The organism is Rothia sp. 27098_8_161, from assembly GCF_041432905.1.
Lineage (GTDB): Bacteria > Actinomycetota > Actinomycetes > Actinomycetales > Micrococcaceae > Rothia.
The window spans coordinates 36,671-58,727 of record NZ_JAPWAL010000010.1 but is presented as its reverse complement, the minus strand read 5'-3'; the positions used below and the strand labels follow the sequence as shown (position 1 = coordinate 58,727).

Annotated in this window: 17 protein-coding genes and 1 pseudogene; 5 read left to right on the top strand and 13 right to left on the bottom strand. The window is 59.2% G+C overall.

The features are described 5' to 3' along the window. Positions 1 to 34 precede the first annotated feature (34 nt). Complete coding sequence (locus O3648_RS05115) at positions 35 to 1,393, bottom strand: metalloregulator ArsR/SmtB family transcription factor (protein ID WP_371568891.1); 1,359 nt, start codon at positions 1,391 to 1,393, stop codon at positions 35 to 37. 411 nt (positions 1,394 to 1,804) lie between these two features. Between O3648_RS05115 and O3648_RS05110 the strand changes: the two genes are divergently transcribed. Further along, positions 1,805 to 3,430 (top strand): TrkH family potassium uptake protein, encoded by a 1,626-nt coding sequence (locus tag O3648_RS05110; RefSeq protein WP_279754811.1) that lies wholly within the window; start codon positions 1,805 to 1,807, stop codon positions 3,428 to 3,430. Further along, a complete protein-coding gene (locus tag O3648_RS05105) occupies positions 3,423 to 4,085 on the top strand; it encodes a TrkA family potassium uptake protein (RefSeq protein ID WP_279740809.1) in 663 nt (220 codons plus the stop codon). The genes O3648_RS05110 and O3648_RS05105 overlap by 8 nt, the downstream gene beginning before the upstream one ends. Positions 4,086 to 4,255: 170 nt before the next feature. On the opposite strand, the gene proC is transcribed toward O3648_RS05105, so the two are convergent. Then, the gene (proC, locus tag O3648_RS05100) at positions 4,256 to 5,101 is read right to left on the bottom strand and encodes a pyrroline-5-carboxylate reductase (RefSeq protein ID WP_279740811.1); all 846 of its coding nucleotides are present in this window, start codon (positions 5,099 to 5,101) and stop codon (positions 4,256 to 4,258) included. A 416-nt stretch (positions 5,102 to 5,517) separates the two neighbouring features. Between proC and O3648_RS05095 the strand changes: the two genes are divergently transcribed. After that, entirely contained in the window at positions 5,518 to 6,828 is a 1,311-nt protein-coding gene (locus O3648_RS05095) for a chloride channel protein (protein WP_279754809.1), read from the top strand. Between the two features lie 289 nt (positions 6,829 to 7,117). Here O3648_RS05095 and O3648_RS05090 read toward each other — a convergent pair whose 3' ends face one another. The 4 genes from O3648_RS05090 to O3648_RS05075 form a co-directional block, all read right to left on the bottom strand. Beyond that, the gene (locus O3648_RS05090) at positions 7,118 to 8,188 is read right to left on the bottom strand and encodes a hypothetical protein (protein ID WP_279754808.1); all 1,071 of its coding nucleotides are present in this window, start codon (positions 8,186 to 8,188) and stop codon (positions 7,118 to 7,120) included. Between the two features lie 194 nt (positions 8,189 to 8,382). Beyond that, entirely contained in the window at positions 8,383 to 9,354 is a 972-nt protein-coding gene (locus O3648_RS05085) for a Ppx/GppA family phosphatase (protein WP_371568886.1), read from the bottom strand. A gap of 297 nt (positions 9,355 to 9,651) precedes the next feature. Further along, entirely contained in the window at positions 9,652 to 12,489 is a 2,838-nt protein-coding gene (gene topA, locus O3648_RS05080; protein WP_371568883.1) for a type I DNA topoisomerase, read from the bottom strand. A gap of 324 nt (positions 12,490 to 12,813) precedes the next feature. Beyond that, positions 12,814 to 13,272, bottom strand: coding sequence for a pyridoxamine 5'-phosphate oxidase family protein (locus tag O3648_RS05075; RefSeq protein WP_279754805.1), 459 nt, complete (start codon positions 13,270 to 13,272; stop codon positions 12,814 to 12,816). Positions 13,273 to 13,366: 94 nt separating this feature from the next. Between O3648_RS05075 and O3648_RS05070 the strand changes: the two genes are divergently transcribed. After that, positions 13,367 to 15,133, top strand: a complete 1,767-nt coding sequence (locus O3648_RS05070; protein ID WP_371568881.1) for a methyltransferase — start codon at positions 13,367 to 13,369, stop codon at positions 15,131 to 15,133. 2 nt (positions 15,134 to 15,135) lie between these two features. After that, a complete protein-coding gene (locus tag O3648_RS05065; protein ID WP_371568879.1) occupies positions 15,136 to 15,639 on the top strand; it encodes a pyrimidine dimer DNA glycosylase/endonuclease V in 504 nt (167 codons plus the stop codon). Between the two features lie 246 nt (positions 15,640 to 15,885). Here the strand turns inward: O3648_RS05065 and O3648_RS05060 are convergent. From O3648_RS05060 to O3648_RS05030, 7 genes and pseudogenes are all read right to left on the bottom strand, one after another. Next, positions 15,886 to 15,972 (bottom strand): annotated as a pseudogene (locus O3648_RS05060) (luciferase); the annotation flags it as partial. 38 nt (positions 15,973 to 16,010) lie between these two features. Next, positions 16,011 to 16,661, bottom strand: coding sequence for a cation diffusion facilitator family transporter (locus O3648_RS05055; RefSeq protein ID WP_279788496.1), 651 nt, complete (start codon positions 16,659 to 16,661; stop codon positions 16,011 to 16,013). After that, a complete protein-coding gene (locus tag O3648_RS05050) occupies positions 16,658 to 17,017 on the bottom strand; it encodes a helix-turn-helix transcriptional regulator (protein WP_254755868.1) in 360 nt (119 codons plus the stop codon). The genes O3648_RS05055 and O3648_RS05050 overlap by 4 nt, the downstream gene beginning before the upstream one ends. A gap of 557 nt (positions 17,018 to 17,574) precedes the next feature. Further along, positions 17,575 to 18,531, bottom strand: coding sequence for an amino acid oxidase (locus O3648_RS05045; RefSeq protein ID WP_371568875.1), 957 nt, complete (start codon positions 18,529 to 18,531; stop codon positions 17,575 to 17,577). Between the two features lie 543 nt (positions 18,532 to 19,074). Then, positions 19,075 to 20,199 (bottom strand): LLM class flavin-dependent oxidoreductase, encoded by a 1,125-nt coding sequence (locus O3648_RS05040; RefSeq protein WP_371568872.1) that lies wholly within the window; start codon positions 20,197 to 20,199, stop codon positions 19,075 to 19,077. Positions 20,200 to 20,454: 255 nt separating this feature from the next. Further along, on the bottom strand, positions 20,455 to 20,952 hold the full coding sequence (locus tag O3648_RS05035; protein ID WP_371568869.1) for a GyrI-like domain-containing protein: 498 nt from the start codon (positions 20,950 to 20,952) through the stop codon (positions 20,455 to 20,457). After that, positions 20,952 to 21,863: a rhodanese-related sulfurtransferase gene (locus tag O3648_RS05030; RefSeq protein WP_371568867.1), complete on the bottom strand. Its 912-nt coding sequence runs from the start codon at positions 21,861 to 21,863 to the stop codon at positions 20,952 to 20,954. Before O3648_RS05030 ends, O3648_RS05035 begins: the two co-directional genes overlap by 1 nt. Positions 21,864 to 22,057 lie beyond the last annotated feature (194 nt).

Genomic DNA, 22,057 nt, shown 5'->3' with positions numbered 1-22,057 from the left:
AAGCGATTGGCGGGGCAGTCCCCAGCCGCCTGTCTTAGCGGCGGCGGCCACGCAGGAAGCCGAACAGGCCACCGCGGTGGTTGTCCTTCGCCTCAGCACTGTTCGCCTCAGTGTTGGGGCGGTACACAGAATCATAGGAGGGCATGGTCTGATACTCGGGCTCCTCAGCAGAGGTTTCAGCCTTAGCAGGCTCACCCTCGACAGACTCATCATTGGCAGACTCGACCTTACCGAGCTCAGCCTTCTCATTAGCTTCTACCGGCCAAGCTACTTCCTCAGCAGATTCAGCCTTCACAGGTTCAGCATTCATGGGCTCTTCTGCCGCGGCTTCATCCACTACGTTCTTCTCAATCACAGACTTTTCAGTTGCAGAATCCTTAATTGCAGATTCCTCAGCTGCACATTCCTTGCGTGTTGTCTCTTCCCTGACGGATTCAGCGGGTGCAACAGGCTTCTCAGCAGCAACCTTTTCGTCGGCGACCTTTTCAGACGCAGCAGCCTCGGGGGTGGCAGCAATAGGCTGAATCGAACCACCCACAACCGTGGAGGGGTCGACACCATAGGACACCGCAGCCGCAGACTGAGCGATTACCACCGGATTCTCCGCTACCACGGGCTTAGTCTCAGCAGGCGCCGCGGGGGTCACCCCAGCGTCGTAACCGTAGGATGCGGGAGTGAAGGGGCGCATCGGGGTGCTATCCACTACCTCTTCCTGCGAGGTGGGCTCAGCAGCTCCTGCCTTCTCAACGACAGGTTCGGAAGCGGCACTATCAGCAGTCTGCTCCGCAGGGCGCGAGTAGATACGCGCACTGGGGGTCAGGTGCTGTGCGCGGACGCGCTGAATATGAGCCTGCTCGATTTCCTCGGGGGTGGGTGCCTCAACAGCGAAAGTCTCAGAGTCGGTCTCCGCGGTTGCGTTCTTCTCGGATGCAGCAGGTGCAGTTGTAGCTGGTACAGTTGCGGCGGGTGCAAGCTTCTGAGTGGGTTCTTCAACTTCGGGCTTCGGAGCATTCTTTTCAGAGGTATTCTCGACCGGCTTCTCGCCTGCGTTCTCAGCCGTCGCCTTATCGGAGGCAGACGCAGTTACGCCACCGGGCAGTGCCACGGGTACGTGCGCCTCATTGGACTGGCGCGCAATCTGAACGGTCTCATTAATCCACTCGGTCACGGTGGCGAATACATCCGGGTTCAGGGAGTAGAGGCGACGCTGCCCTTCCACGGTCACGGAGACCACATCTGCATCACGAAGGACTTTCAGGTGCTTCGAAATGGTCGGCTGGCTCATACCCAGCTTTTCAACCACTGCACCCACTGTGTGGGTTTGCTCAGCGAGAATACGCACAATTCGGCGGCGAGTCGAATCTGCGATGACAGAAAAAACATCAGAATGCATATAGCGATTATGACATATAAAGTGGCGTCTCAAGCTTAGAATGAGGCTGATACAGAAATTACCTTCAAAAATTCTGAATAGCCCCTGAGCACTAGCCCAACATGAAGTTCTGAAAGGGAGAAAAGCATGAAGTGCCTATCACATCTAATGTTGATTTCCTGTATCTCATCCCAGGCATATGCGAACCAACCAGCCTCTCAATACTTATATAGCTAATGCAGAATATATAGTTTTCGTGGTTCCACCCACAAAACCAGTCACACGCCTTCTCCAAGCTCACATATTTAGCCCCAAACCACCAAAGCCTCAACCCCCTCAGCAGGCACCCAGCGCGATACACTAGAAGGCGTTAAACACAGGCTCAAACCGCCACCCAACGTACCAATACCCAGACACCGCTGAAGGAGGCGCATGGGACGCATCATCCGCCGCACCCGGCGCCGACACCACCACCCCCAGGGCCAGCTCAACCGCCGCTGGGATACCCTCAGCGGCACCACCTCCGAGCCCCAAAAGCAGCAGACTCGCCAAAGCCGCCGCGACCGTCTCGAAGCTGAAAACCTCAGTATCCTCAACAGCGTACCCGGCATTAAGCTCGACCGCATGCCCGCCCTGCGCGACCACACCCACGAGAGTCCCGATGCTCAGCACAAACGCAACCTGCTAGAGCTCGACCGGAAAACCCTCGAACGCTTCCGCGACTTCATCGACTCCTCTGTTCTGGCGTCCCCCTCGCGCACCGCAATCAGCGCCTTCATCCTGGTCATCAGCTTCTTCACCATCATGCTGTCCCTGCCAATTTCTTCGGCAGACGGGCAGCGCATCGCGCTACACCACGCAGTCTTCACCTCAACCAGCGCGGTCACCGTGACCGGTCTGACCACGGTCTCCACAGCAGATCAGTGGTCAACCTTCGGTCAGGCAATAATTCTTCTCGCCTGCCAAGTGGGTGGCCTGGGCACGCTGACCATCACCTCCCTACTCGCGCTGGCTATCGGCCGCAAAATGGGTCTGCGCACTAAACTCATCGCGCAGGAAGACCTCAACATCAGCCGACTCGGTGAGGTCGGCGGCATCGTCAAAGCAGTAGCGTACGCATCTTTCTCCATCGAAGCGTTCATTGCTATGCTCCTCACCCCGCGCTTCCTCGCGCTCGGTGAAGCACCACACGAGGCTCTATGGCACGGCGTTTTCTACGCCATCTCCGCCTTCAACAACGCCGGATTTACCCCACACTCGGACGGTATCGTACCCTACGGCCACGACCTGTTCATTCTCGGACCCATCTGTGCCGCCGTATTCCTGGGTTCACTCGGGTTCCCCGTATTCATTGCGATTCAGCGTAGCCCCTTGCACCCCTCACGCTGGCAGCTGACCGCAAAACTGACCGTGGTCACAACCCTCTTCTTCTTCGGTCTTGGCGCCTTCTTCTGGGGTCTTTTCGAATGGAATAACCCCGCAACCATCGGCTCCTACTCCCCCGGCGATAAAATCCTCAACGCCATCTTTGCCTCCGTGATGATGCGTTCGGGCGGGTTCAACCTAGTTGATATGGACACCATCACGCCCGTCTCCACCCTGCTGACGGACATGCTCATGTTTATTGGTGGCGGCTCCGGCTCGACCGCGGGCGGCGTGAAGGTCACCACCATTGCCGTGATTGCTCTGTCCATCCTTGCCGAAGCGCGAGGCGACCAGAAGGTCGTCGCGTTCAACCGCACCATCCCCGAGTCATCCCTACGCATTGCTATCTCGGTGCTTGTTATGAGCGCTACCATGGTGTGTATCGGCGCAGCGACTCTGGTTATGATTAGCGGCGCAGACCTCAAGGAAGTCATGTTCGAGGTCATCTCCGCCTTTGGCACCTGCGGCCTATCCAGCGGGCTCTCCTCAAGCCTGCCACCTGCGGGCGTGTACGTGCTCAGCGTGCTCATGCTTATTGGCCGTATCGGCACGACCACCGCCGCAACCGGCTTGGCGATGCGTTCACGCCGCCGCCTCTACAAGTTCCCCGAAGAAAGGCCCACCATTGGCTAGTGCACATAACGCCCCCGTCCTCGTGATCGGTTTGGGCCGTTTCGGTGCTGCTGTTGCCGCGCAGCTGCGTGTGCAGAATAAAGAGGTCCTCGCCATCGAGAAGGACCCCGAACTGGTACAGAAATGGTCCGGCGTGCTGACCCACGTGGTCTCCGCAGACGCGACCGATATCAACACCCTGCACCAGTTGGGTGCTGACGAGTTCGGCTCCGCCGTCGTGGGTGTGGGCACCTCCGTGGAGGCGTCTGTGCTGATTACCGCAAACCTCGTAGACATTGGTGTGGAGCGTATCTGGGCGAAGGCTATCACCCCCGCACACGGCAAGATTCTGGAACGTATTGGCGCACACCACGTGATCTACCCGGAGGCGGATGCCGGCCGCCGCACCGCGCACCTCGTCTCGGGTCGATTGCTGGACTACATTGAGTTTGATGACGACTTCGCGATTGCGAAGATGCGCCCGCCGAAGGAAACCCACGGCTTCACCCTCGCCGAGTCGGATATCCGCTCCAAGTACGGCGTGTCCGTGGTCGGCATTAAGTCCCCCGGTGAGGACTTCACCTACGCGGACGCGACCACCAGCATTCACTCGCACGACATTCTGATTGTGTCCGGCCAGGTGGATTTGATTGAGCGTTTCGCGGCACGCCCCTAAGAATATTTTTCCTCGCTACCTTGAGGAGCCCGCGTTTGAGCAACCCGCGAATAGACACAGAAAACAGCCTCTTCCCGTTCTGCCGGGAGGAGGCTGTTTTTTCTATAGTTTTACCCAATCAGAGGGATGCTACCGGGCAGTATTAGTCCCCGCTGGTTAATTCCCGCTGATTAGTCCTCGTCAGCGGTGTACAGCTGACTCATTTCCGCCGAACGGGTGGTGCAAGCGCGCATCGCATCATTGGTCAGCTGGAAGAGGCCACCGTCCACGAAGGTGTTCAGTGCACGCTCGGTGGTGCCGTTCGGGCTGGTCACGGCGCGACGCAGGGCGGGCGCATCCGGGTTGGTATCGAGCAAGAAACCCGCTCCGGCGACGGTTGCGCTGGCAAGCTTGAGAGCGGTCTCATGATCCAGACCGAGCTCCGCGCCCGCGGCAGCCATCGCCTCCGCGAGCAGGAACGCGTATGCCGGACCGGAACCGGAGACAGCGGTGACCGCATCCATCTGGTCCTCGCGAACCTCAACGACCAGACCGACAGTTCCCAGGATCTCTTCGACGAGCTTCTTCTGCTCATCCTTCACGGATTCGGTGGTGGAGATCGCTAGCACGCCCTTGCCCACGGAGGAGGGGGTGTTCGGCATGCAGCGAATAATGGGCTGACCTGCAGGAAGGCACGCGGCGAGGGTTTCGAGGGTCACACCAGCAGCAACGGACACCACGACAGTATTCGGTGCGAGGGCGGGCGCAATATCGCGGGCAAGCTCGACGATGCCGTAGGGCTTCACGCCGAGCAGCACGACGTCTGCGTGGGCGGTTGCCTTGTGGTTGCCGTCTGCTTCGCCGCCGGTAGTGATGATTTCGACCTTGTCGCCAAGGCGCTGTGCGAGGGCGGCGCGAGATTCTTCGCTACGCACGGTGGCGCGGATGTGGGCGGGGTCGTGGCCTGCAGCGAGCAGACCTGCGGCGATGGAGCCGTTCATGGAGCCGGTGCCGAGAAAAGCAATAGTTGCGGTCATCGTTGATCCTTCCTAATGGGGTGCCTGCGCCGGGTGCCGGCATGCGTGCCGCCGGTGTGTTCCGGGGCTACTGTTCGGTGCGCGGTGGGCGCGTGGAGACGTACCCTTCCAGCATAGCGGGTACGGCTACGGGCATGTGACCTGGCTCGTGTTTCTGGTGCTTTTTCTGGGCGGCAGACTCACTCTGCGTGCCCCACCATGTACCGCCCCGTTTCTCAGCTTGTGGCCCGCCCACGAGCCGTAGAACGCGCGGGCGTAGAATGAAAGCAGCTTCAGCGGCAGCAGTTTTGTGCCGGGTATGAAGCGCCCAACCAACACACGACACCCCTCATTTTTCTATGTCTTCCCATACTGCTTCCTCCTCAAATAGCCCGCATATTCCTGCGGGTTCCCACTCTTTTTCGTTTCGCCTCCTGATGGGGCTGACCCTTGCCGCACTGGTCACGGGCGTGTTCAGCGGTCTGGGTGCAATTGCCCTGCACTATGTTCTGGACTTTATGCAGGAGCTGACTTTCGGTCAGGCCGAGGGACATCACCCGATGGTCACTGACGGCGCTGACCCGGCACGCCGCGCCTTGATTTTGGCGGCATTGGGCCCGTTTGTGGCGTTGGTGTGGTACTACCTGCAGTCGGGCGGTCGGCGTGTAGTCGGCGTGAATTCGCAGATTGCCGGTGCTACCGAGGAGGACCGTACCCCTTCGCTGTGGCAGCAGATTTCGCATTCGGTGATTCAGATTGTTGCGGTGGGTGCGGGTTCCCCGGTGGGTAAGGAGGTCGCGCCTCGTGAGCTGGGTGCGCTGGCTGCGGGTCGGTGCGCGTGTTTTCTGGAACGTATGGGTAGTACTCGCCCGGATGGTGCCCCGCTGCTGGGTGCTCGTGAGCGTCGTCTGCTGGTGGCGGCGGGTGCGGCGTCCGGTTTGGCGGCGGTGTATCAGGTTCCGATTGGTGGCGTGGTGTACCTCGTGGAGGCGATGGCTGTTGGTTTGAGCCTGTGGTCGCTGTATGTGGGTGCGGTGACGGTGTGGACGGCGACGGTCACGGCGAATCTGGTGATTGTCAATGAGCCGACGTACCCGGTGCCGCAGCTTCCGTTGGATGCGACGACGTTGACAGTGGCGGCGCTGACGGGTGTGGTGTTGACTCCGTTGGCGTTGGGTTTTAGGGCGTTGTCGCAGCGTGCGGAGAAGATTAAGGCGAAAGACCGTTCTCTTTTGTGGCGTATTCCGGTGGCGTTTGCGCTGGTCGCGGTGGTTTCGCTGTGGCTTCCAGAGATTTTGGGTAATGGTCGTCTGCTGACTCAGCACACTTTTAATGAGGCACTGGCGGGCGGCCTGGGTGCTGGGGCGGTGGGTTATGTGGCGGCATTGACTGTTGCGAAGGCTGCCGTGGTGGTGTTGAGCCTGCGTTCGGGTTCGTATGGCGGTACGTTGACGCCGGGGTTGGCGTTGGGTGCGGCGGCCGCATTTTGCATGGCGGCGCTGGTACTGTGGGCCTTCCCGGGTTTGGGCGGGGTGCCGGGTGGCGCGTCGATGGTGTTGTATGCGGCGGCATTGACGGGTACGGCGGCGTTTTTGGGTGTGTCAATGAATGCGCCGTTGTCTGCGTTGGCGTTGTTGATTGGTTTTACGGGTCAGGGTGCGAGTGCGTGGCTGCCGATGGCGGTTGCGGTGGGCACGGCGGTGCTGACCCGCTGGGCTTGGACGCGGGCGTTCGGCGCTAAGAAGTAGGTTCTGACAGGTGGCGGGCAGCCCCGGATGCGTGTGTGCATCCGGGGCCGTCCGCTTTTTAGACCGAGGTTTTCGATAGGTTAGTGTCTTTGGTCGTAGTTAAAAACCATGGCAGAAGACACTAAACCATGGCACAAATTCTGCGGGGGGGTACAGCTCCCTCATAGCGAAAAGCCACATGTGTTTCGAGAAGCCACCTATGATATGGCTGTTAGAAACACATGTGGCTTCTCATATCTCCACTCAGCACATTTAGAGATAACCTGAGCTGAGAGGACAGTAAAAAATATTATTCAAGCTCCAGTTTTTTCAAGAACTCAGCCAAGGTTTCTCCAAACTTTTTCTTCAATTTAATTTTCCCCTTCAAATCACCATTCAATTTATCGTCTTTATACGAACCCCATAAAACTTTAGTCTTACCTTTCAAACTACGCCTCACATAATGCCCAGGGCAGAAGTAGCACCAGAATTTATGCCACCTCTTCTTAAACCACCCCTTGCCCGCCCAAGGACAATGCACATAATCTGCCCACTCATCTAACAATATCGAATATCGCAGTCTTTCTGTCATGAGCTTTTTTTCCCAGTATTCATTCGTCTTCAAAGAAGAAGGATCATAATTTTTACCTAGCAATTTATATTTATTTTCAAGGAATCCAACACGCATCTTTCTTATGCAAAAATTTGCTTCAAGAACCCCGCTATCACGGTTTGGAAAAATATTAAGAAACATAGGTCCCAAAAGAACGATTACAATTATTGAAAAAGCAAGAGCACCCCATGCTTCTTCCCAAGGGATGCCAGAAAGCACATTTATCAAGACCGGAACTAAGGAAACTATAATTATAATTAGGTAAATAAACCATGTAATAAAAGAAGATTTTGGCCTAATATAATCATCTACAGAAAGCTCAATTCCTCGATTTATATCCGGGTTATTGATTTCATATATTTTCGACTCTGGAAGTTCCATTACAAGTTTTTGTGCCTGAATATTAGAACATTCAGAAATAACCTTCCGTTCCCATACAGCTCTCTCAAGAGCAATTCTCCGAGATGCTTCAATCTCCCTATATTCTCCCGAAGCTATAGAAAGCGCATCTACATTCTCAAGGTTAACAAGCCCTTTATACTTCTCGGATACTTCGAGCCAGGTCTTATATCGAGTCAGCTCTGGTGGAGTAGCTTGTTTAGACAGTTCCATTTGTTTGTCAGTCTTCCGACCACTCCGCCAAGCAACAAGGAGCGTTCCAAGAAGAGCAATTACAGCAGGAACCCAAGCCGCCCACAGCGGCGCACTCGTTGCTTTAGCGTCCTGATTCCCATCAGCAAACAAATGCGCCAATAGTATGAGATTCATATTCCTTATTCGTCCCTTTCCGACAACTTTGTGGGTGGATAAACTTCCTAGACAGCCGCATTTTACATCGTTGTGCAGCTGTCAGCGTTCACAGATTATCACGAAATGATAAAGAGCATCATGAACTCAACGCGCGGAAAACCCCGCAGGCCGGTGCCCATCACACACCAGCTTGCGGGGTTCATCACCATGTTCTACTCACACAGGAGGGTCTTCGGGTTGACCGGAGTACCCGTACCCTCCGCCAGGTGCTCAATACGCTTCAGGATCAGGCCCTCACGCAGCGCCCACGGGCACACACGCATCGTCTCAATGCCGAACGCCTCCATCGCCGCCTCCGCAGCAATAGCACCCGCCAGCATCTGCTCCGCACGTGCCTTCGAAACACCCGGCAGATCAGCACGCTCAGACACCGTCATCGCCTCCATGCGACGAGTCCACAAACGCAAATCCTGCAGATGCATCTCACGCTTCACATGCGGGCCCGCCGAATACGGCGCCGCACCACAAATACGCGCCAACGAACGGAACGTCTTCGACGTACCCACCGTCATATCCGGCGCACCATAACGCAGCAAATTCTCCGCCACCGGGGCGATCTGCTCACGCACATACTTACGCAGACGCTTCACCTGCTTCGGCTTCGGCGGCTGCTCATCAAAAAACTCACGAGTCAGACGGCCCGCGCCCAACGGCACACTCATCGCCGCATCCGGCAACGCATTCGTGCCCGTCGAGAACTCAAACGAGCCGCCACCAATATCAAAATTAAGGATGCGGCCCGCACCCCAGCCCTGCCAGCGGCGCACCGCAAAGTACGTAATCGCCGCCTCCTGGTCGCCCGAAATACCGTTCAGGCTCACACCGGTCTGCTCACGCACCTGATGCAGCACCGCCGCACCATTACCCGCCTCACGGATAGCGCTCGTGGAGAACGCCAGCAGGTCCTCCGCCTCATTCTCGATAGCGAAGTCGCGGGCACTGGTTACGAAGCGGGTCAACGCATCCGCACCTTCCTGCGAGATATTGCCCTCAGCGTCGAGGTACTGCACGAGCTGCAGCGGAATCTTGTGCGACGCGTACGGCTCGGGGCGCGCTCCAGGGCGGCCGTCAATCAGTAGCAGGTGGACCGTATTCGACCCGACATCCAGAACTCCCAGGCGCACGATGCGCTCCCCTCCCCCGCCGCGCGGCGGGATATTGTCTGTGTGCGGTACCGCAGGTGCGGCGCCTCTTCCAGTCTGTCAGAGGCGCGGCTCACTCCGCAAACAATCCGGGCGGATGCCCAGCATCAGCACAGCACGGGCATAAGAAACACAGCGCGGGCACAAAACGCGCCGAACCTCCGAACGCGCCAGGCACGCATTCCTCGGGTACCGTTCCCCGGGCATGTAAAAGGCGCAGGAGGCGCCCCACCCCCACGCGGGGAATCAGGGGCGCATCCTGCGCCTTCAGTAGAATAGCTACTCGGCGGTCTTCTTTGCCGCGGTCTTACGAGTGGTCGTCTTCTTCGCGGTAGTAGTAGACTTCGCAGTCGTCTTCTTAGCCGTAGTCTTCTTAGCAGTGCTAGTTTTCTTAGCCGTAGTGGTCTTCTTCGCGGCGGTCTTACGCTTGACCGGGCCCTTCGCACGCTTGTCAGCAAGCAGCTGCACCGCACGCTCGTGGGTCAGAGACTCCACCGACTCCGCACGCGGAACCGTAATGTTCGTAATACCGTCGGTGATGTACGGGCCAAAGCGGCCGTCCTTTACCACGATCTTCTTCTCGCTGACCGGGTCCACGCCCAGCTCAGCCAGCGGAGGCTTAGCCGCCGCACGACCGCGCTGCTTCGGCTGGGAGTAAATCTCCAGCGCCTGCTCCAGCGTAATCGTGAAGATTTCGTCCTCGCTGCCAATCGAGCGGGAATCCGTGCCCTTCTTCAGGTACGGGCCAAAGCGGCCGTTCTGCACGGTAATTTCCGCGCCCTCAGCGTCGGTACCGAGTACGCGCGGCAGGCTCATCAACTGCAGTGCCTGCTCCAGGGTCACGGTCGCCAAATCCATGGACTTGAACAGGGACGCGGTACGCGGCTTGACGGGCTTCGGCTTCTTCTTCGGCTTGGGCTTGCCGTTCTTGTAGTATTCGGTCGGCTGCGCGTCCAGGTACGCCTGAATCTGTTCCTCGGTCATCTCTTCGATAACTTCGGTGACGTAGGGGCCGTAGCGGCCGTCGCGTGCCACAATCTGGTTGCCGGAGACGGGGTCCACGCCGAGCACGCGGCCGTCGGACTTGCCCTGTTCGAGCAGTTCACGTGCCTTCGCTTCGGTCAGTTCGTCCGGTGCCAGGTCGGCGGGTACGTTCGCGCGGATTGGTTCGGTCAGTTCGCCGGTCTCGGTGTCGAGGGTGCCTTCGGCTTCCAGGTAGGGGCCGAACTTGCCCACACGTAGCACAATGCCGTCCGCAATCGGGATGGAGTTGATGCTGCGGGCATCAATCTCGCCGAGGTTGTCGACGATGGGCTTCAGGCCGCGCTTGGAGCCACCGCCGAAGTAGAACTCGCCCAGCCATTCGACGCGAGATTCTTCGCCGCGGGCGATGCGGTCGAGGTCTTCTTCCATCTGCGCAGTGAACTCGTAGTTCACGTAGGGTCCGAAGCTGGATTCGAGCAGGCGCACCACGGAGAACGCGATCCAGGATGGAATCAGCGAACCAGAACGAACGTTCACGTATCCGCGGTCCATGATGGTCGAGATAACCGCCGCGTAGGTGGACGGGCGGCCAATGCCCAGCTCGTCCAGGGTCTTCACGAGGGACGCCTCGGTGTAGCGCGGGGGCGGCAGGGTCTCGTGACCGGCGGGCTCAATCGCCTCGGCGGTCAGTGCCTCGCCGGTGGTCAGGTTCGGCAGGCGCTTCTCAGCGTCCTTCGCCTCACGCTCAGCCACGCGGGATGCGTCAACGCCCTCCTCGTAGGCGGCAAGGAAGCCGCGGAAGGTGATGACGGTACCGGATGCGGCGAACTCGGCGTCCTGGCCGTTAGATGCCACGGCGCCCAGGCGTACGGAGGCGGTGGAACCGGTCGCGTCAGCCATCTGGGAGGCGACGGTACGCTTCCAGATCAGTTCGTAGAGGCGGAATTCGTCGTTGGACAGGGAGCCGCGCACAGCGTCCGGGGTGCGGAAGGTGTCACCCGCGGGGCGGATTGCTTCGTGGGCTTCCTGGGCGTTCTTGCTCTTGGAGGTGTACACGCGCGGTGCGGAGGGCACGAACTCGGCGCCGTACAGCTCGGATGCCTGGCGGCGTGCGGCGGAGATTGCCTGCTCGCTCAGTGCCACCGAGTCGGTACGCATGTAGGTGATGTAACCGTTTTCGTAGAGGCGCTGCGCCACCTGCATGGTCACGCGGGAGGAGAAACGCAGCTTACGTGCGGCTTCCTGCTGTAGGGTGGAGGTGGTGAACGGCGCTGCCGGGCGGCGCTTGTACGGCTTGGTCTCAACGGAGCGCACCGAGAACGCGGCGGGCTGCAGGGCTGCGGCGAGCGCGCGGGCGGCTTCCTCGTTCAGGTGGGTGACCTTGGAGGTGTTGAGGGTGCCGTCGTCGGCGAAGTCCTTGCCGGTTGCGATGCGGTTGCCGTCTACGGCGACCAGCTTGGCGTCGAAGCCTTCGGAGGATGCGGTCAGGAAGCGTCCGGACAGGTTCCAGTAGTTGGCGGCGACGAATGCCATGCGTTCGCGTTCGCGCTCAACAACGAGGCGGGTTGCGACGGACTGCACGCGACCTGCGGAGAGGCCGCGGCCGACCTTGCGCCAGAGCACGGGGGAGATTTCGTAACCGTAGATTCGGTCGAGGATACGGCGGGTTTCCTGTGCGTCGACCAGGTGCAGGTCGATATCGCGCAGTTCACCGAAGCCACGCTGAATGGCTTCCCGGGTGATTTCGGGGAAGGTCATGCGGTAGACGGGTACCTTGGGCTTGAGGACTTCCTTCAGATGCCACGCAATGGCTTCACCTTCGCGGTCACCATCGGTTGCCAGGTAGAGCGCATCTACTTCTTTGAGCTTGCGCTTGAGTTCGGCGACCTTTTTCTTTTTATCGGGGTTGACCACGTAGTAGGGTTCGAAGTTCTCTTCAACGTTGACAGCGAACTTGCCCACGGGGCTCTTTTTGAGGTTTTCAGGCAGTTCGGAGGGCTGCGGAAGGTCACGGATATGGCCCATGGACGAGTCGACAAGGTAGTCCTCGCCGAGGTAGCTGCTAATGGTTTTGACCTTGGAGGGAGACTCCACAATCAGCAGGGCTTTTCCGGTCTTTGCCTGAGCGGGCACGGCACTCCTCTATCTGTGTATTGAAAAGCTACATATTCAACCATAACCTACGCTGGCGCTTGTGAGCGTCGGCAGGTTGTGATGTACGTGGGTGAGTGGTGGGTGGGGATGTAGTTTGTGTTGAGTTGATGTGGTGCGTTCGGGGCATTTCATGCGGCGAGCGCGCGGTGTCCCGGCGCGAGGCGAGCTGACCCGGTTCTGGTTTATGTGGGCCGGGAGTGTTGAGCTTGCATGAGTGCGCGGGGTACTCGGTACATCATACGGTACCGGAGCGGTGGTGTGTGCACGGGCACTGGAGCGCACCGCACCCGCTTACCTGCGCTTCTAGCTGGTGAGGGTGTCAGAGTCTGGGTGGGTTCCGTCCAGGTATGCGGGCAGCAGCGGGTATTCGCGGCCGTACACAGTCTGCGGCACGATACGCACCCACTGCATTTCGTGGGTTTCGGAGTCTGGCAGGTCGAAGGTGCGCACGATCTGCGGGGTCATTTCCGGCGGTAGCCAGTGGGCTATACCGACCACGATGACGGATCGGATGCCGTCTTCAAGGGTTTCGTCGATTTCGAAGGCGACGCGGCGGCTGACCACCACGGAGGAGAACTTGTTACCGCGGGTGGTGCGGATGTAGATTTCCTGTTTGTCGTCTTGGTGGGCAACGGCGTAGAGCACGGGCAGCACATCGACGTGCTGTCCGTCAGTGAGGATGAGGCGGCCGAGAGTGTTCGCGTGCAGACGCTCCCAACACTTGTCGACGCTAATACTTTCATCGGGGTACAGGTTACTCATGGTTTCAGTGTATGCGATGGGGTGACTGCTCTTGGAGTAGGTTACAGTTTTGGTCAGCAAGTGGAGCGCTGTTCGAGTGCGTAGAATGGTGTGCATGACTATTTCTGCCGCCACTTTCGCTCCCGAGTACGCCGCTGTTGCGGATGCTCCCCGCAGCGATGATTACGCCCGCCTGACCCGCATCCGTGAACGCCTGCTGGCGTTGAACTACAGCTATGACGCTGTGCAGGAGCTACTGGGCGTTGAGGCGGCTGAGGCATTAGCTCGTGACCAGGTGGTGCCGGGCCTGTGGCGTGTGGAGCAGATTCTGCGCGGCGATTACAGCGTGGAGGAGAAGAACCTGGCGCGCCTGCTGGCGTTTTTCCTGCTGGCTCGCCCGCTCACTGAGGCTGAGGCAACTGAGGTTTTCGGCAAGGCTCTGGTTGATTTCGAGGATGCCGCGCTGATTGAGCGCGACACTGCGGATTCTGCCCGCTGGTCCGCGAGCGTTGATTTGCGCCCGCACGCCGCCGATGACGGCACCGAAATCTTTGTTGCCGCCGACCTGGGTGCGCATCAGCGCCCCGGCGTGCTCCGTAAGGATCACGTGCTCGGCATTGGTCATGCCTCACTGACTCTGGCGCAGATTACCGAGCGCACCCCGGTCAAGCGTGCCCTGGATGTGGGCACCGGCTGCGGTATTCAGACCTTCCACCTGCTCGCCCACGCTGAGCACGTGACCGCCACCGATATTTCGGAGCGTGCCCTGGCGTTCACCCGTTTTAATCTGCTGCTGAACGCGCAGACGCTGAACATTGATCCGCAGAACCCGCAGGCGCGCGTGAGCCTGCGTGAAGGTTCCCTGCTGGAGCCGGTTGCCGGTGAGCTTTTCGACCTGGTGGTGTCGAACCCGCCGTTCGTGATTACCCCGCGTGTTGCCGGTGAGAACGCACAAGAGCAGTTCACCTACCGTGACGGCGGCCTGCCCGGTGACGAAATTGTGAGCACGATGGTGCGTCAGCTGCCGTCGGTGCTGGTGCCCGGTGGCCGCGCGCAGATGCTGGGCAACTGGGAAATTATTCGCGATTCGGAGGACCTGGAAGCACCGCGTCCGTGGGATGAGCGCCCGCGCGCCTGGGTTGCCGACGGCGGCGCGGAGGCGTGGTTTATTCAGCGTGAGGCGCTGACCCCCGCCTCCTACGCGGAGACCTGGTTGAAGGATGCGAGTGAGAACCGCGACCGCAGCCACTACGAGCAGACCTACGTGGCGTACCTGAACGACTTCGCTTCCCGGAACGTTCATTCTATTGGTTTCGGCATGATTTGGTTGCGCCGCCCGACCGAGGCGACCGCGGCAGGCCTGACCGAGCCCCTGCAGCGTTTCGAGGAGATTACCTACCCGATTCAGCAGCCCATCGCCCTCGCCCTCACTGAGTCTGTGCGCCGCTACGACCGTCTCGCCGCTATGGACGATGAGGCAATCCTCACCGCACACCTGGAGGTCGCCGAGGACGTCACTGAGGAACGCCACGGCCGCCCCGGCGCCGAGCATCCCAGCGTCATTTTGTTGCGTGCTGGTTCGGGTCTGTGCCGCACCCAGCTGCTCTCCACCGAGACGGCGGGCTTTGCTTCGGCGAGCGATGGTGAGCTTGCCGTGGGTCAGATTGTGGCGGCTCTTGCCATGCTACTGTCATGGCCCGAATACGATGAGGCTGCCGCCGCGGCACGCGGTACGCAGGAGCAGCATCCGCGCGACACTCTGCTGCACGCGGTGCGTGAGCTGGTGCTCAAGAGCTTCTTGCACTTTAGTGACGAGCACGCGGGCGCAGAATCGGCTGGTGAAAATGCCGCTGAGGCACATGCGGCAGAAGCGCAGGGCTAGGCGTGCGTATTTGGTCCCTTCACCCCTGCCTGCTCGATCGGCGCGCCCTGGTCGCTTGTTGGCGTGAAACCCTGCTGGCGCAGAAGGTTCTGCGGGGTCTGACTCGCGGGTACACGAACCATCCGCAGCTGATTCGTTTTCGCACGCATCCGCAGCCGCTGGAGGCGGTTGCCGCCTACCTGTCCGGGCTGGCGGATGAAGCGGATGCCCGCGGATACTCGTTCAACCGCGCACTGATTGGTGCGGGCAAACACGGTGCGGGCGAGAACGATGCCGACAAGACAGAAAGCCCGTACACTTCGGTGGCACTGATTCCCGTTCCTTTGGGTCAGCTGGAGTACGAGCTTGCCTTTCTGCTGCACAAGGTGGCGGGGCGCGACCCCGAGTGGGAGCACCGGTTGAACAAGCGCCTGGCGGCGCGCGGCGAGCTGGCGGCGTGTGCGCATCCGCTTTTCGAGGTGGTTCCGGGCGCTATTGAGCCCTGGGAAAAGACGAAGGACTTTTAGACAGAAGGATTTCTAAGAAGGTGAGCATAGTAATGCCCCGGCGGAACCCTTGCGGGTGCCTGCCGGGGCATCGCTGTATGTGTGGCTAAGCTGTATGGAAACAAGCATCTCAGCGCATTACAGAGCGCTGGAAACAGCATGGCACGGGGTCTTTACCCCAGGACCTTCACCTCAGGGTCTTTATTTGGTGGTCAGTGCGGGCTTATTCTCCTTCACGATTGCCTCAAGCATCTTCATGTTGAAGTCCACACCCAGCTGCAGTCGACCCGCCGCAATGAGATCGGCCATGGCGGCAAGTTCAGCCATGTAGAGCGGGTTTTCGTAGCGCATATCTGGGTTGCAGCACTGGCTCTTCATCGTCGGGTGACGGGTCAGTCGTCCTCGTCTTCGAGGTCCCCTAGCACTTCGAACGGCGACTCGACGTCGCCGCGCCAGGCCTCCAGGCCTTCGCGCACCGCGAGCACCGCCACGACCAGCGCCGCGACCGAGTCAGCCCACCACCAGCCGAACAGGCTGTCGAGGACGAGGCCGATGAACACTGCACCGGAGAGGTAGATGCACAGGATGAGCTGCTTGGCGTCGGCCATCACGCTCTTGGAGCCCAGCTCCCGCCCGGTGCGGACCTCAATCCACGCCAGCAGAGGCATGACGACCAGGCTCAGCGCGGTGATACCGAGACCCAGCGGGCTGTGGTCGGGGCCCTCCTGGCCGACCAGGGCCAGCACCGCGTCGATCGAGACGTAGGCCGCCAGCGTGAAGAACGCGATGCCGATGGCCTTGACGGTGACCGTTTCCCACCGCTCAGGGTCCTTGCGGGTGAACTGCCAGGTGACGGCCGCGGCCGAGAGTACCTCGACAACCGAGTCGAGCCCGAAGCCAATGAGCGCCGCGGACGAGGCGAGGACGCCTGCCCAGACTGCGACGATTGCCTCGATTACGTTGTACGTGATCGTGAAGCCGACGATGAAGCGGACGCGCCGGTGCAGCATCGCGCGGCGCGCGGTGGTCAGAGTCTCGCTCATGCCCCCGCCGCCGTTCCACAGCAGCCCGACACCGAGCATGCCGGGTCGATGCACGGCGCGGCCTCGTCCACCGCGAGCGTGACGTCGATCAGGGACGTCAGTGCCGCGGCGAGGTGCGGGTTGGCGATCTCGTAGCGCGTCTGGCGGCCCTCGGGCTCGGCAACGACGATTCCGCAATCGCGCAAGCAGGTCAGGTGGTTGGACACGTTCGAGCGGGTCAGCTCCAGCTCGCGCGAGAGCACGGCTGGATAGCTCGGGCCGCCGAGGAGGGTCATCAGAATCCGGGAACGTGTCGGGTCAGCCATGGCGCGGCCGAGCCGGTTCATGACGTCGAGGCGTGAAGCAATAGTCAACATACGATAACTATACAGTGATTACTGACCAATCGTCCACTTGTGCGGGCTGCCGCACGCGCTCCGCGCCCTTGCCCTCGGGAGGCGGCAGAGTTCGCGCTCATCAGCAACCACCGCCCATCACGGAAGCGACGGCGGCGCGCGGCGAGCTGGCGGCCTGTGCGCATCCGCTTTTCGAGGTGGTTCCGGGCGCTATTGAGCCCTGGGAAAAGACGAAGGCTTTCTAGACAGGGGGACTTAGAACTTCTGCTGTGCCTGAAAACCTTTGCACAAGCTTTTAAAGCGCGGTAAAAGCCCCGCTCCCAAACGATGGGGGCGGGGCTTTTACGATGGCAAGAGAGTGCTGTCTTCTACACCGGGCAGCGCCGGAGCAAGTCACGTATGATACGCGATGCACCCGGACCCTATCGACTGAGTGTGAAGGTACAGGGCTTGAAAACCATTACGTTTGCGCGTAATCTGACAGATCGTTAATTACTGTCTGCGCCGAACGTCGGCTCCAATATATTCCCTGTTGTATTCTCTTCAGTCGCCCTAGTGTAGGAGACGTATCCTCTGGATTAGCAGTGACGAATAGTCGAGGTAGTCTGCAGCTCGTTATTCAGCTGAACGGCCGGCACCTCAGCACCCGAGTAGGTGATGGTAGCCGAATCCACCTGCGAGGTCAGCGTGAAGCTATTGAAACCGTATGCACCGTTAACCTGAATCACACCGGGCAGAATAAGGACCTGGCCGTAGTACTTAGTACCGGACTGGGTCAGGGTGTAGTCCTTGCTGGTGGTGTAGGTAATGGTGCCAGTAAGGCTTGCGGTACCGTCGCCGTTATCCTTGACGGTGGGTGCAGAAGCAGCCCAAGTGCCAGCCACGTTCGCGTTAGCAAGGTAGGTAGCAGTGGGTGCCGGCAAATCGACCGAGCGGCCAGTAAGAGCCTTAGTCCACTTCTGGGTATAGCGCCCAAGACCAATGTCCTTGAGGGTATACTGCCAGTAGCCGGTGGTCGGGACCACTACGGTCACCTGGGTGCTAAAGCGTGCGCCTGCCTTCAGAACCGCCTTAGAACCGGGCACGTAACCGGTACCGGTCTTTACCGCAGTGGTGGGCACAGAGAACCAGAAGCCGGTCGAGCTAACATAACCACCGCTAACACCGCTACCACTGTTGGTCACGGGAGTGTAGCTACCCGCACCAACCTTCCCCTGGCCATTGGCGGCGCAACCGTTAGAATTGACGTTCATGGTCGGGGTGTAGGTACCACCGTTAGCCCAGTATGCCTCAGGGCTGGTGGGGCCGTTAAAAGGACCGTCATCGCTCTGAGAATAACCGACAAAACCGCCGTTACAGATAGTGGTCACGAAGAGACCGTATTCACTGCCAGCGGTGTTACCGGTGCTCGCCGCGTATGCCGGAACGACGGCGGATGCAGCGATAACGGGGGTCGCCCAGGCTGCACCGGCAGCCAACTGGCGACGGCTCAGACCGGACTGCTGAGCCTCGGTGGACGATTTTTCAAGGGTCATGAGGAGTAGTCCTTAATCTTGTACGTTGAGTGATAATTCACGATGCGCTACCGGAGATGCTCCGAAGGGCAACCGTAGGAAGAAATGCTCGCCCACAAGATCATTTTTATCCTTAGGTGAGCGTCTGGCTTACCCACTCCGCGATGCATGATTATCGCTGGAGAATCCTGGGTGGCGTATTAACAATAGACAAAATCCAACGATATTGAAAGTGCATGATGATGTGTTGGTGAAAATAATTTGCATTACGCACCTTGAGCGATTTATTTTCACCAGGGAAGATGTGTGGCTTTAATCTGACACGCAATACATAACAGCCCTCACCAGGAACCTAAACCCAAATAAACCCACAAAACCGCCCCCCATCCCCCCAGAAAACCAACATTGACTTTTAAGTAGAGGGGGAAACTTTTTCTATCTCTATGATATTCATCACTTACCACCTGTTGAAGTTTAACATCCTTCAACAAGCTTGCCCTACATCACTCAATCACCAAGTCAGATAACTTTATGAAGCATAACCTACTCCCTATTTTAAATGATTCAAGGGCATGTCATAACAGGATCAAGCCCCCCTTTGGTAGTCAGCGCGGGCTTAATCTCCTTCACGATTGCCTCGAGCATTTTCAGGTTGAAGTCCACGCCCAGCTGGTTCGGGATGGTCAGCAGCACGGTGTCCGCCGCCTGAACCGCTTCATCACGGGCAAGTTCTTCGGCAATATCCGCCGGGTCACCAATGTAGCTACGACCAAAGCGAGAGAAGCTGTTGTCGATAATGCCGGTGTAATCCTGCGAGTCCTCCGCGGCGCGGCGACCGAAGTAGCGTGCCGAGATTTCATCAATAATGGGCAGCACCGAGCGAGACACCGAAACACGCGGAACACCCGAATTACCCGCCTTCACCCACTCGGAGCGGAAGAGGCGAATCTGCTGCGCCTGCTGCTGATCGAAAGGAATGCCCTTATCCTCCAGCATCAGGGTTGAAGACATGAGGTTCAGACCCTTCTGCGCGGTCCACACGGCGGTGCTATCAGTGCCTGCACCCCACCAGATGCGCTCACGCAGACCCGGCGACTGCGGCTGGACGGGGGCGTACTTACCCGCCACGCGAGCACTGGGCGCCATGCCCTCACCCTCAATTGCCTTGAGGAAAATATCGAGGTGGCGGCGCGCCATGTCGCTCTCGTTTTCACCTTCTGCCGGGTAGTAGCCGAAGCTCTCAAAACCGCGGATGACGGATTCGGGCGAACCTCGGGAGACACCCAGCTGCAATCGGCCCGCCGCAATGAGGTCTGCTGTAGCGGCAAGTTCCGCCATGTAGAGCGGGTTTTCGTAGCGCATATCAATGACGCCGGTGCCGAGCTCAATGCATTCGGTCTTGGCCGCGATTGCAGATAGTAGCGGGTAGGGAGTTGCCTGCTGCTGGTCGAAGTGGTGCACGCGGAAGAACGCGCCGTCCAGTCCGATGTCTTCGCCACCTACGGCGAGGTCGATTGCCTGGTGCAGTGATTCTGCGGCGGAGGGTACACGGGAGCCGGGGACCTCAGCCCAGTGGCCGAAGGAGAGGAAGCCGAGCTTCTTCTCGTCGCCGCGCTTAGGTTCGAGGTGGCTGATGCGAATGGATTCGTCGAGCTGCGGGTCGAGTTGCGGAGTGCCGGGGTTGTTCATAGTTTTTCCTTTGTGGGTTGCGCTCGGGCTTACGTAGTACCGGGCTGGTGGTTTAAATTTAAACCCCAATACTTTACAAGTCAAGTATTTATTTCGGAGTATTACGCACAGAGCACCGCTCCCCTTCACCGCACGTATCACCCACCCCAAACCCAAAAAAGGGACACAGAAAAGCCCCGCAGCACGAACACATCGCACCACCGGGCCCTTCCTCAACAGCTAAAACTGCAACTATAACGACAGAAACAAACTGCCCTAGGAACGCTTCGCCAACGGAACCCACAGCTCCATACGGTAATCAGCCGCCTGCATATCGCCGCGACCGTACACCTCAAGACCACCCACCGGGCGGTACTGCGGATTCTTCGCGAAGAACGCTTCCTCAAAGCTGGCAAAACCAGCCGGAATGGACTCCGAAATCGGGCCGGTCACCTCAACCACCGCATAGGTACTCGCAGGCAACTCCAACACGCCCAAACCAAGCTTCACCGCGCTCGCCGGCTCCGACACCAGGAAGCCCGCTGTGTAGCGGACCTGCCCCTTCGGGTTCGGCTGAGTGCACATACCCAGGTACTGGGTCACATTCAGAACATCCAGCATCGCCGGGGACGCCTTCTGATTCAGCTCATCCCACAGCGAGGAGAAGTCGCCATCCAGGGGGAACACCTGCGAAACCCCGGCAACAATCAGCGCCGGGTGCTCCTCAATGCGAGGTTCAGAAATCTGAATCGCACCGCCCTTAGCGAATGCCATTAGGCATTCACCTCAGCTGATTCACGGTCCACCGAGCACTCGGGCACACAGTGGCGCTTCGCGTCATCAGCTGCGCACTCGGGGCAGAGCAGAACCAGCTCGCGGCAGGAGTCATTGGAGCAGTTCTCGAACTTATTAGATGGAGCGCCGCACTGTTCGCACTTGCCGATGGTGACGGTGTCCGGGGTGAACTCCATGTGCATACGCTTGTCGAAGACGTAGAGCGAGCCTTCCCAGAGTTCCTTATCGCCGTACTTCTCGCCGTAACGCACGATGCCGCCGTCAATCTGGTAGATCTCCTTGAAGCCGCGGTTCTTCATGAGCGCGGAGAGAATCTCGCAGCGAATACCACCGGTGCAGTAGGTGACGACCGGCTTGTCCTTAATGTGGTCGTACTTGCCGGACTCGATCTCGCGGATGAAGTCGTGGGTGGTGCGCACGTCGGGAACGATAGCGTTCTTGAACTTGCCGATCTTCGCCTCGAACGCGTTACGGCCGTCGAAGAAGACCACGTCGTCGCCGCGCTCATCAACAAGCTTGTTAACCTCTTCAGGCTTCAGGTGCACGCCGCCGCCAACGACGCCGTTCTCGTCCACCTGCAGCTCGTCGGGAGCACCGAAAGCCACAATCTCATCACGTGCCTTCACGGACAGGCGGGGGAAGTCTTCCGCGCCACCCTCGGACCACTTGAACTCTATGTTCTTGAAGCCGGGGTACTTACGGGTTTCCTTGGTGTACGCCTTGACCGCGTTGATTTCGCCGCCGAGGGTGCCGTTAATACCGTGCTTGGAAATGAGGATGCGCCCGCGCAGGCCGAGCTTCTCGCAGAGGGCACGCTGCCAGAGCATGACCGCCTGTGGGTCGGCGATGGGGGCGAACTGGTAATACAGAATAATCTTATTTTGAGCCACGAAACTATTTTATCGTCATATACGCCTAAAGCATGCAGATTTTTTGATACATGCGCGCTGGCTACGGGGTCGGCAACACAAAAGCGGTACCGGGGCGGGATTCGGGCTCAGAGTTAGGCTCGGGGTCGGGGCAGGAGCCGAGCGGATTCAGCGCCAGATTCCGAGCCGTCGTTCAGGGCAGTGCATGACCAGAG

What these genes read in the sequence shown, in the direction of transcription:
- O3648_RS05115 (WP_371568891.1), bottom strand. Translation starts at nt 1,393, where the DNA reads ATGCATTCTGATGTTTTTTCTGTCATCGCAGATTCGACTCGCCGCCGA.
- O3648_RS05110 (WP_279754811.1), top strand. Translation starts at nt 1,805, where the DNA reads ATGGGACGCATCATCCGCCGCACCCGGCGCCGACACCACCACCCCCAG.
- proC (WP_279740811.1), bottom strand. Translation starts at nt 5,101, where the DNA reads ATGACCGCAACTATTGCTTTTCTCGGCACCGGCTCCATGAACGGCTCC.
- O3648_RS05095 (WP_279754809.1), top strand. Translation starts at nt 5,518, where the DNA reads ATGGGGCTGACCCTTGCCGCACTGGTCACGGGCGTGTTCAGCGGTCTG.
- O3648_RS05090 (WP_279754808.1), bottom strand. Translation starts at nt 8,188, where the DNA reads ATGAATCTCATACTATTGGCGCATTTGTTTGCTGATGGGAATCAGGAC.
- O3648_RS05075 (WP_279754805.1), bottom strand. Translation starts at nt 13,272, where the DNA reads ATGAGTAACCTGTACCCCGATGAAAGTATTAGCGTCGACAAGTGTTGG.
- O3648_RS05070 (WP_371568881.1), top strand. Translation starts at nt 13,367, where the DNA reads ATGACTATTTCTGCCGCCACTTTCGCTCCCGAGTACGCCGCTGTTGCG.
- O3648_RS05055 (WP_279788496.1), bottom strand. Translation starts at nt 16,661, where the DNA reads ATGAGCGAGACTCTGACCACCGCGCGCCGCGCGATGCTGCACCGGCGC.
- O3648_RS05050 (WP_254755868.1), bottom strand. Translation starts at nt 17,017, where the DNA reads ATGTTGACTATTGCTTCACGCCTCGACGTCATGAACCGGCTCGGCCGC.
- O3648_RS05045 (WP_371568875.1), bottom strand. Translation starts at nt 18,531, where the DNA reads ATGACCCTTGAAAAATCGTCCACCGAGGCTCAGCAGTCCGGTCTGAGC.
- O3648_RS05040 (WP_371568872.1), bottom strand. Translation starts at nt 20,199, where the DNA reads ATGAACAACCCCGGCACTCCGCAACTCGACCCGCAGCTCGACGAATCC.
- O3648_RS05035 (WP_371568869.1), bottom strand. Translation starts at nt 20,952, where the DNA reads ATGGCATTCGCTAAGGGCGGTGCGATTCAGATTTCTGAACCTCGCATT.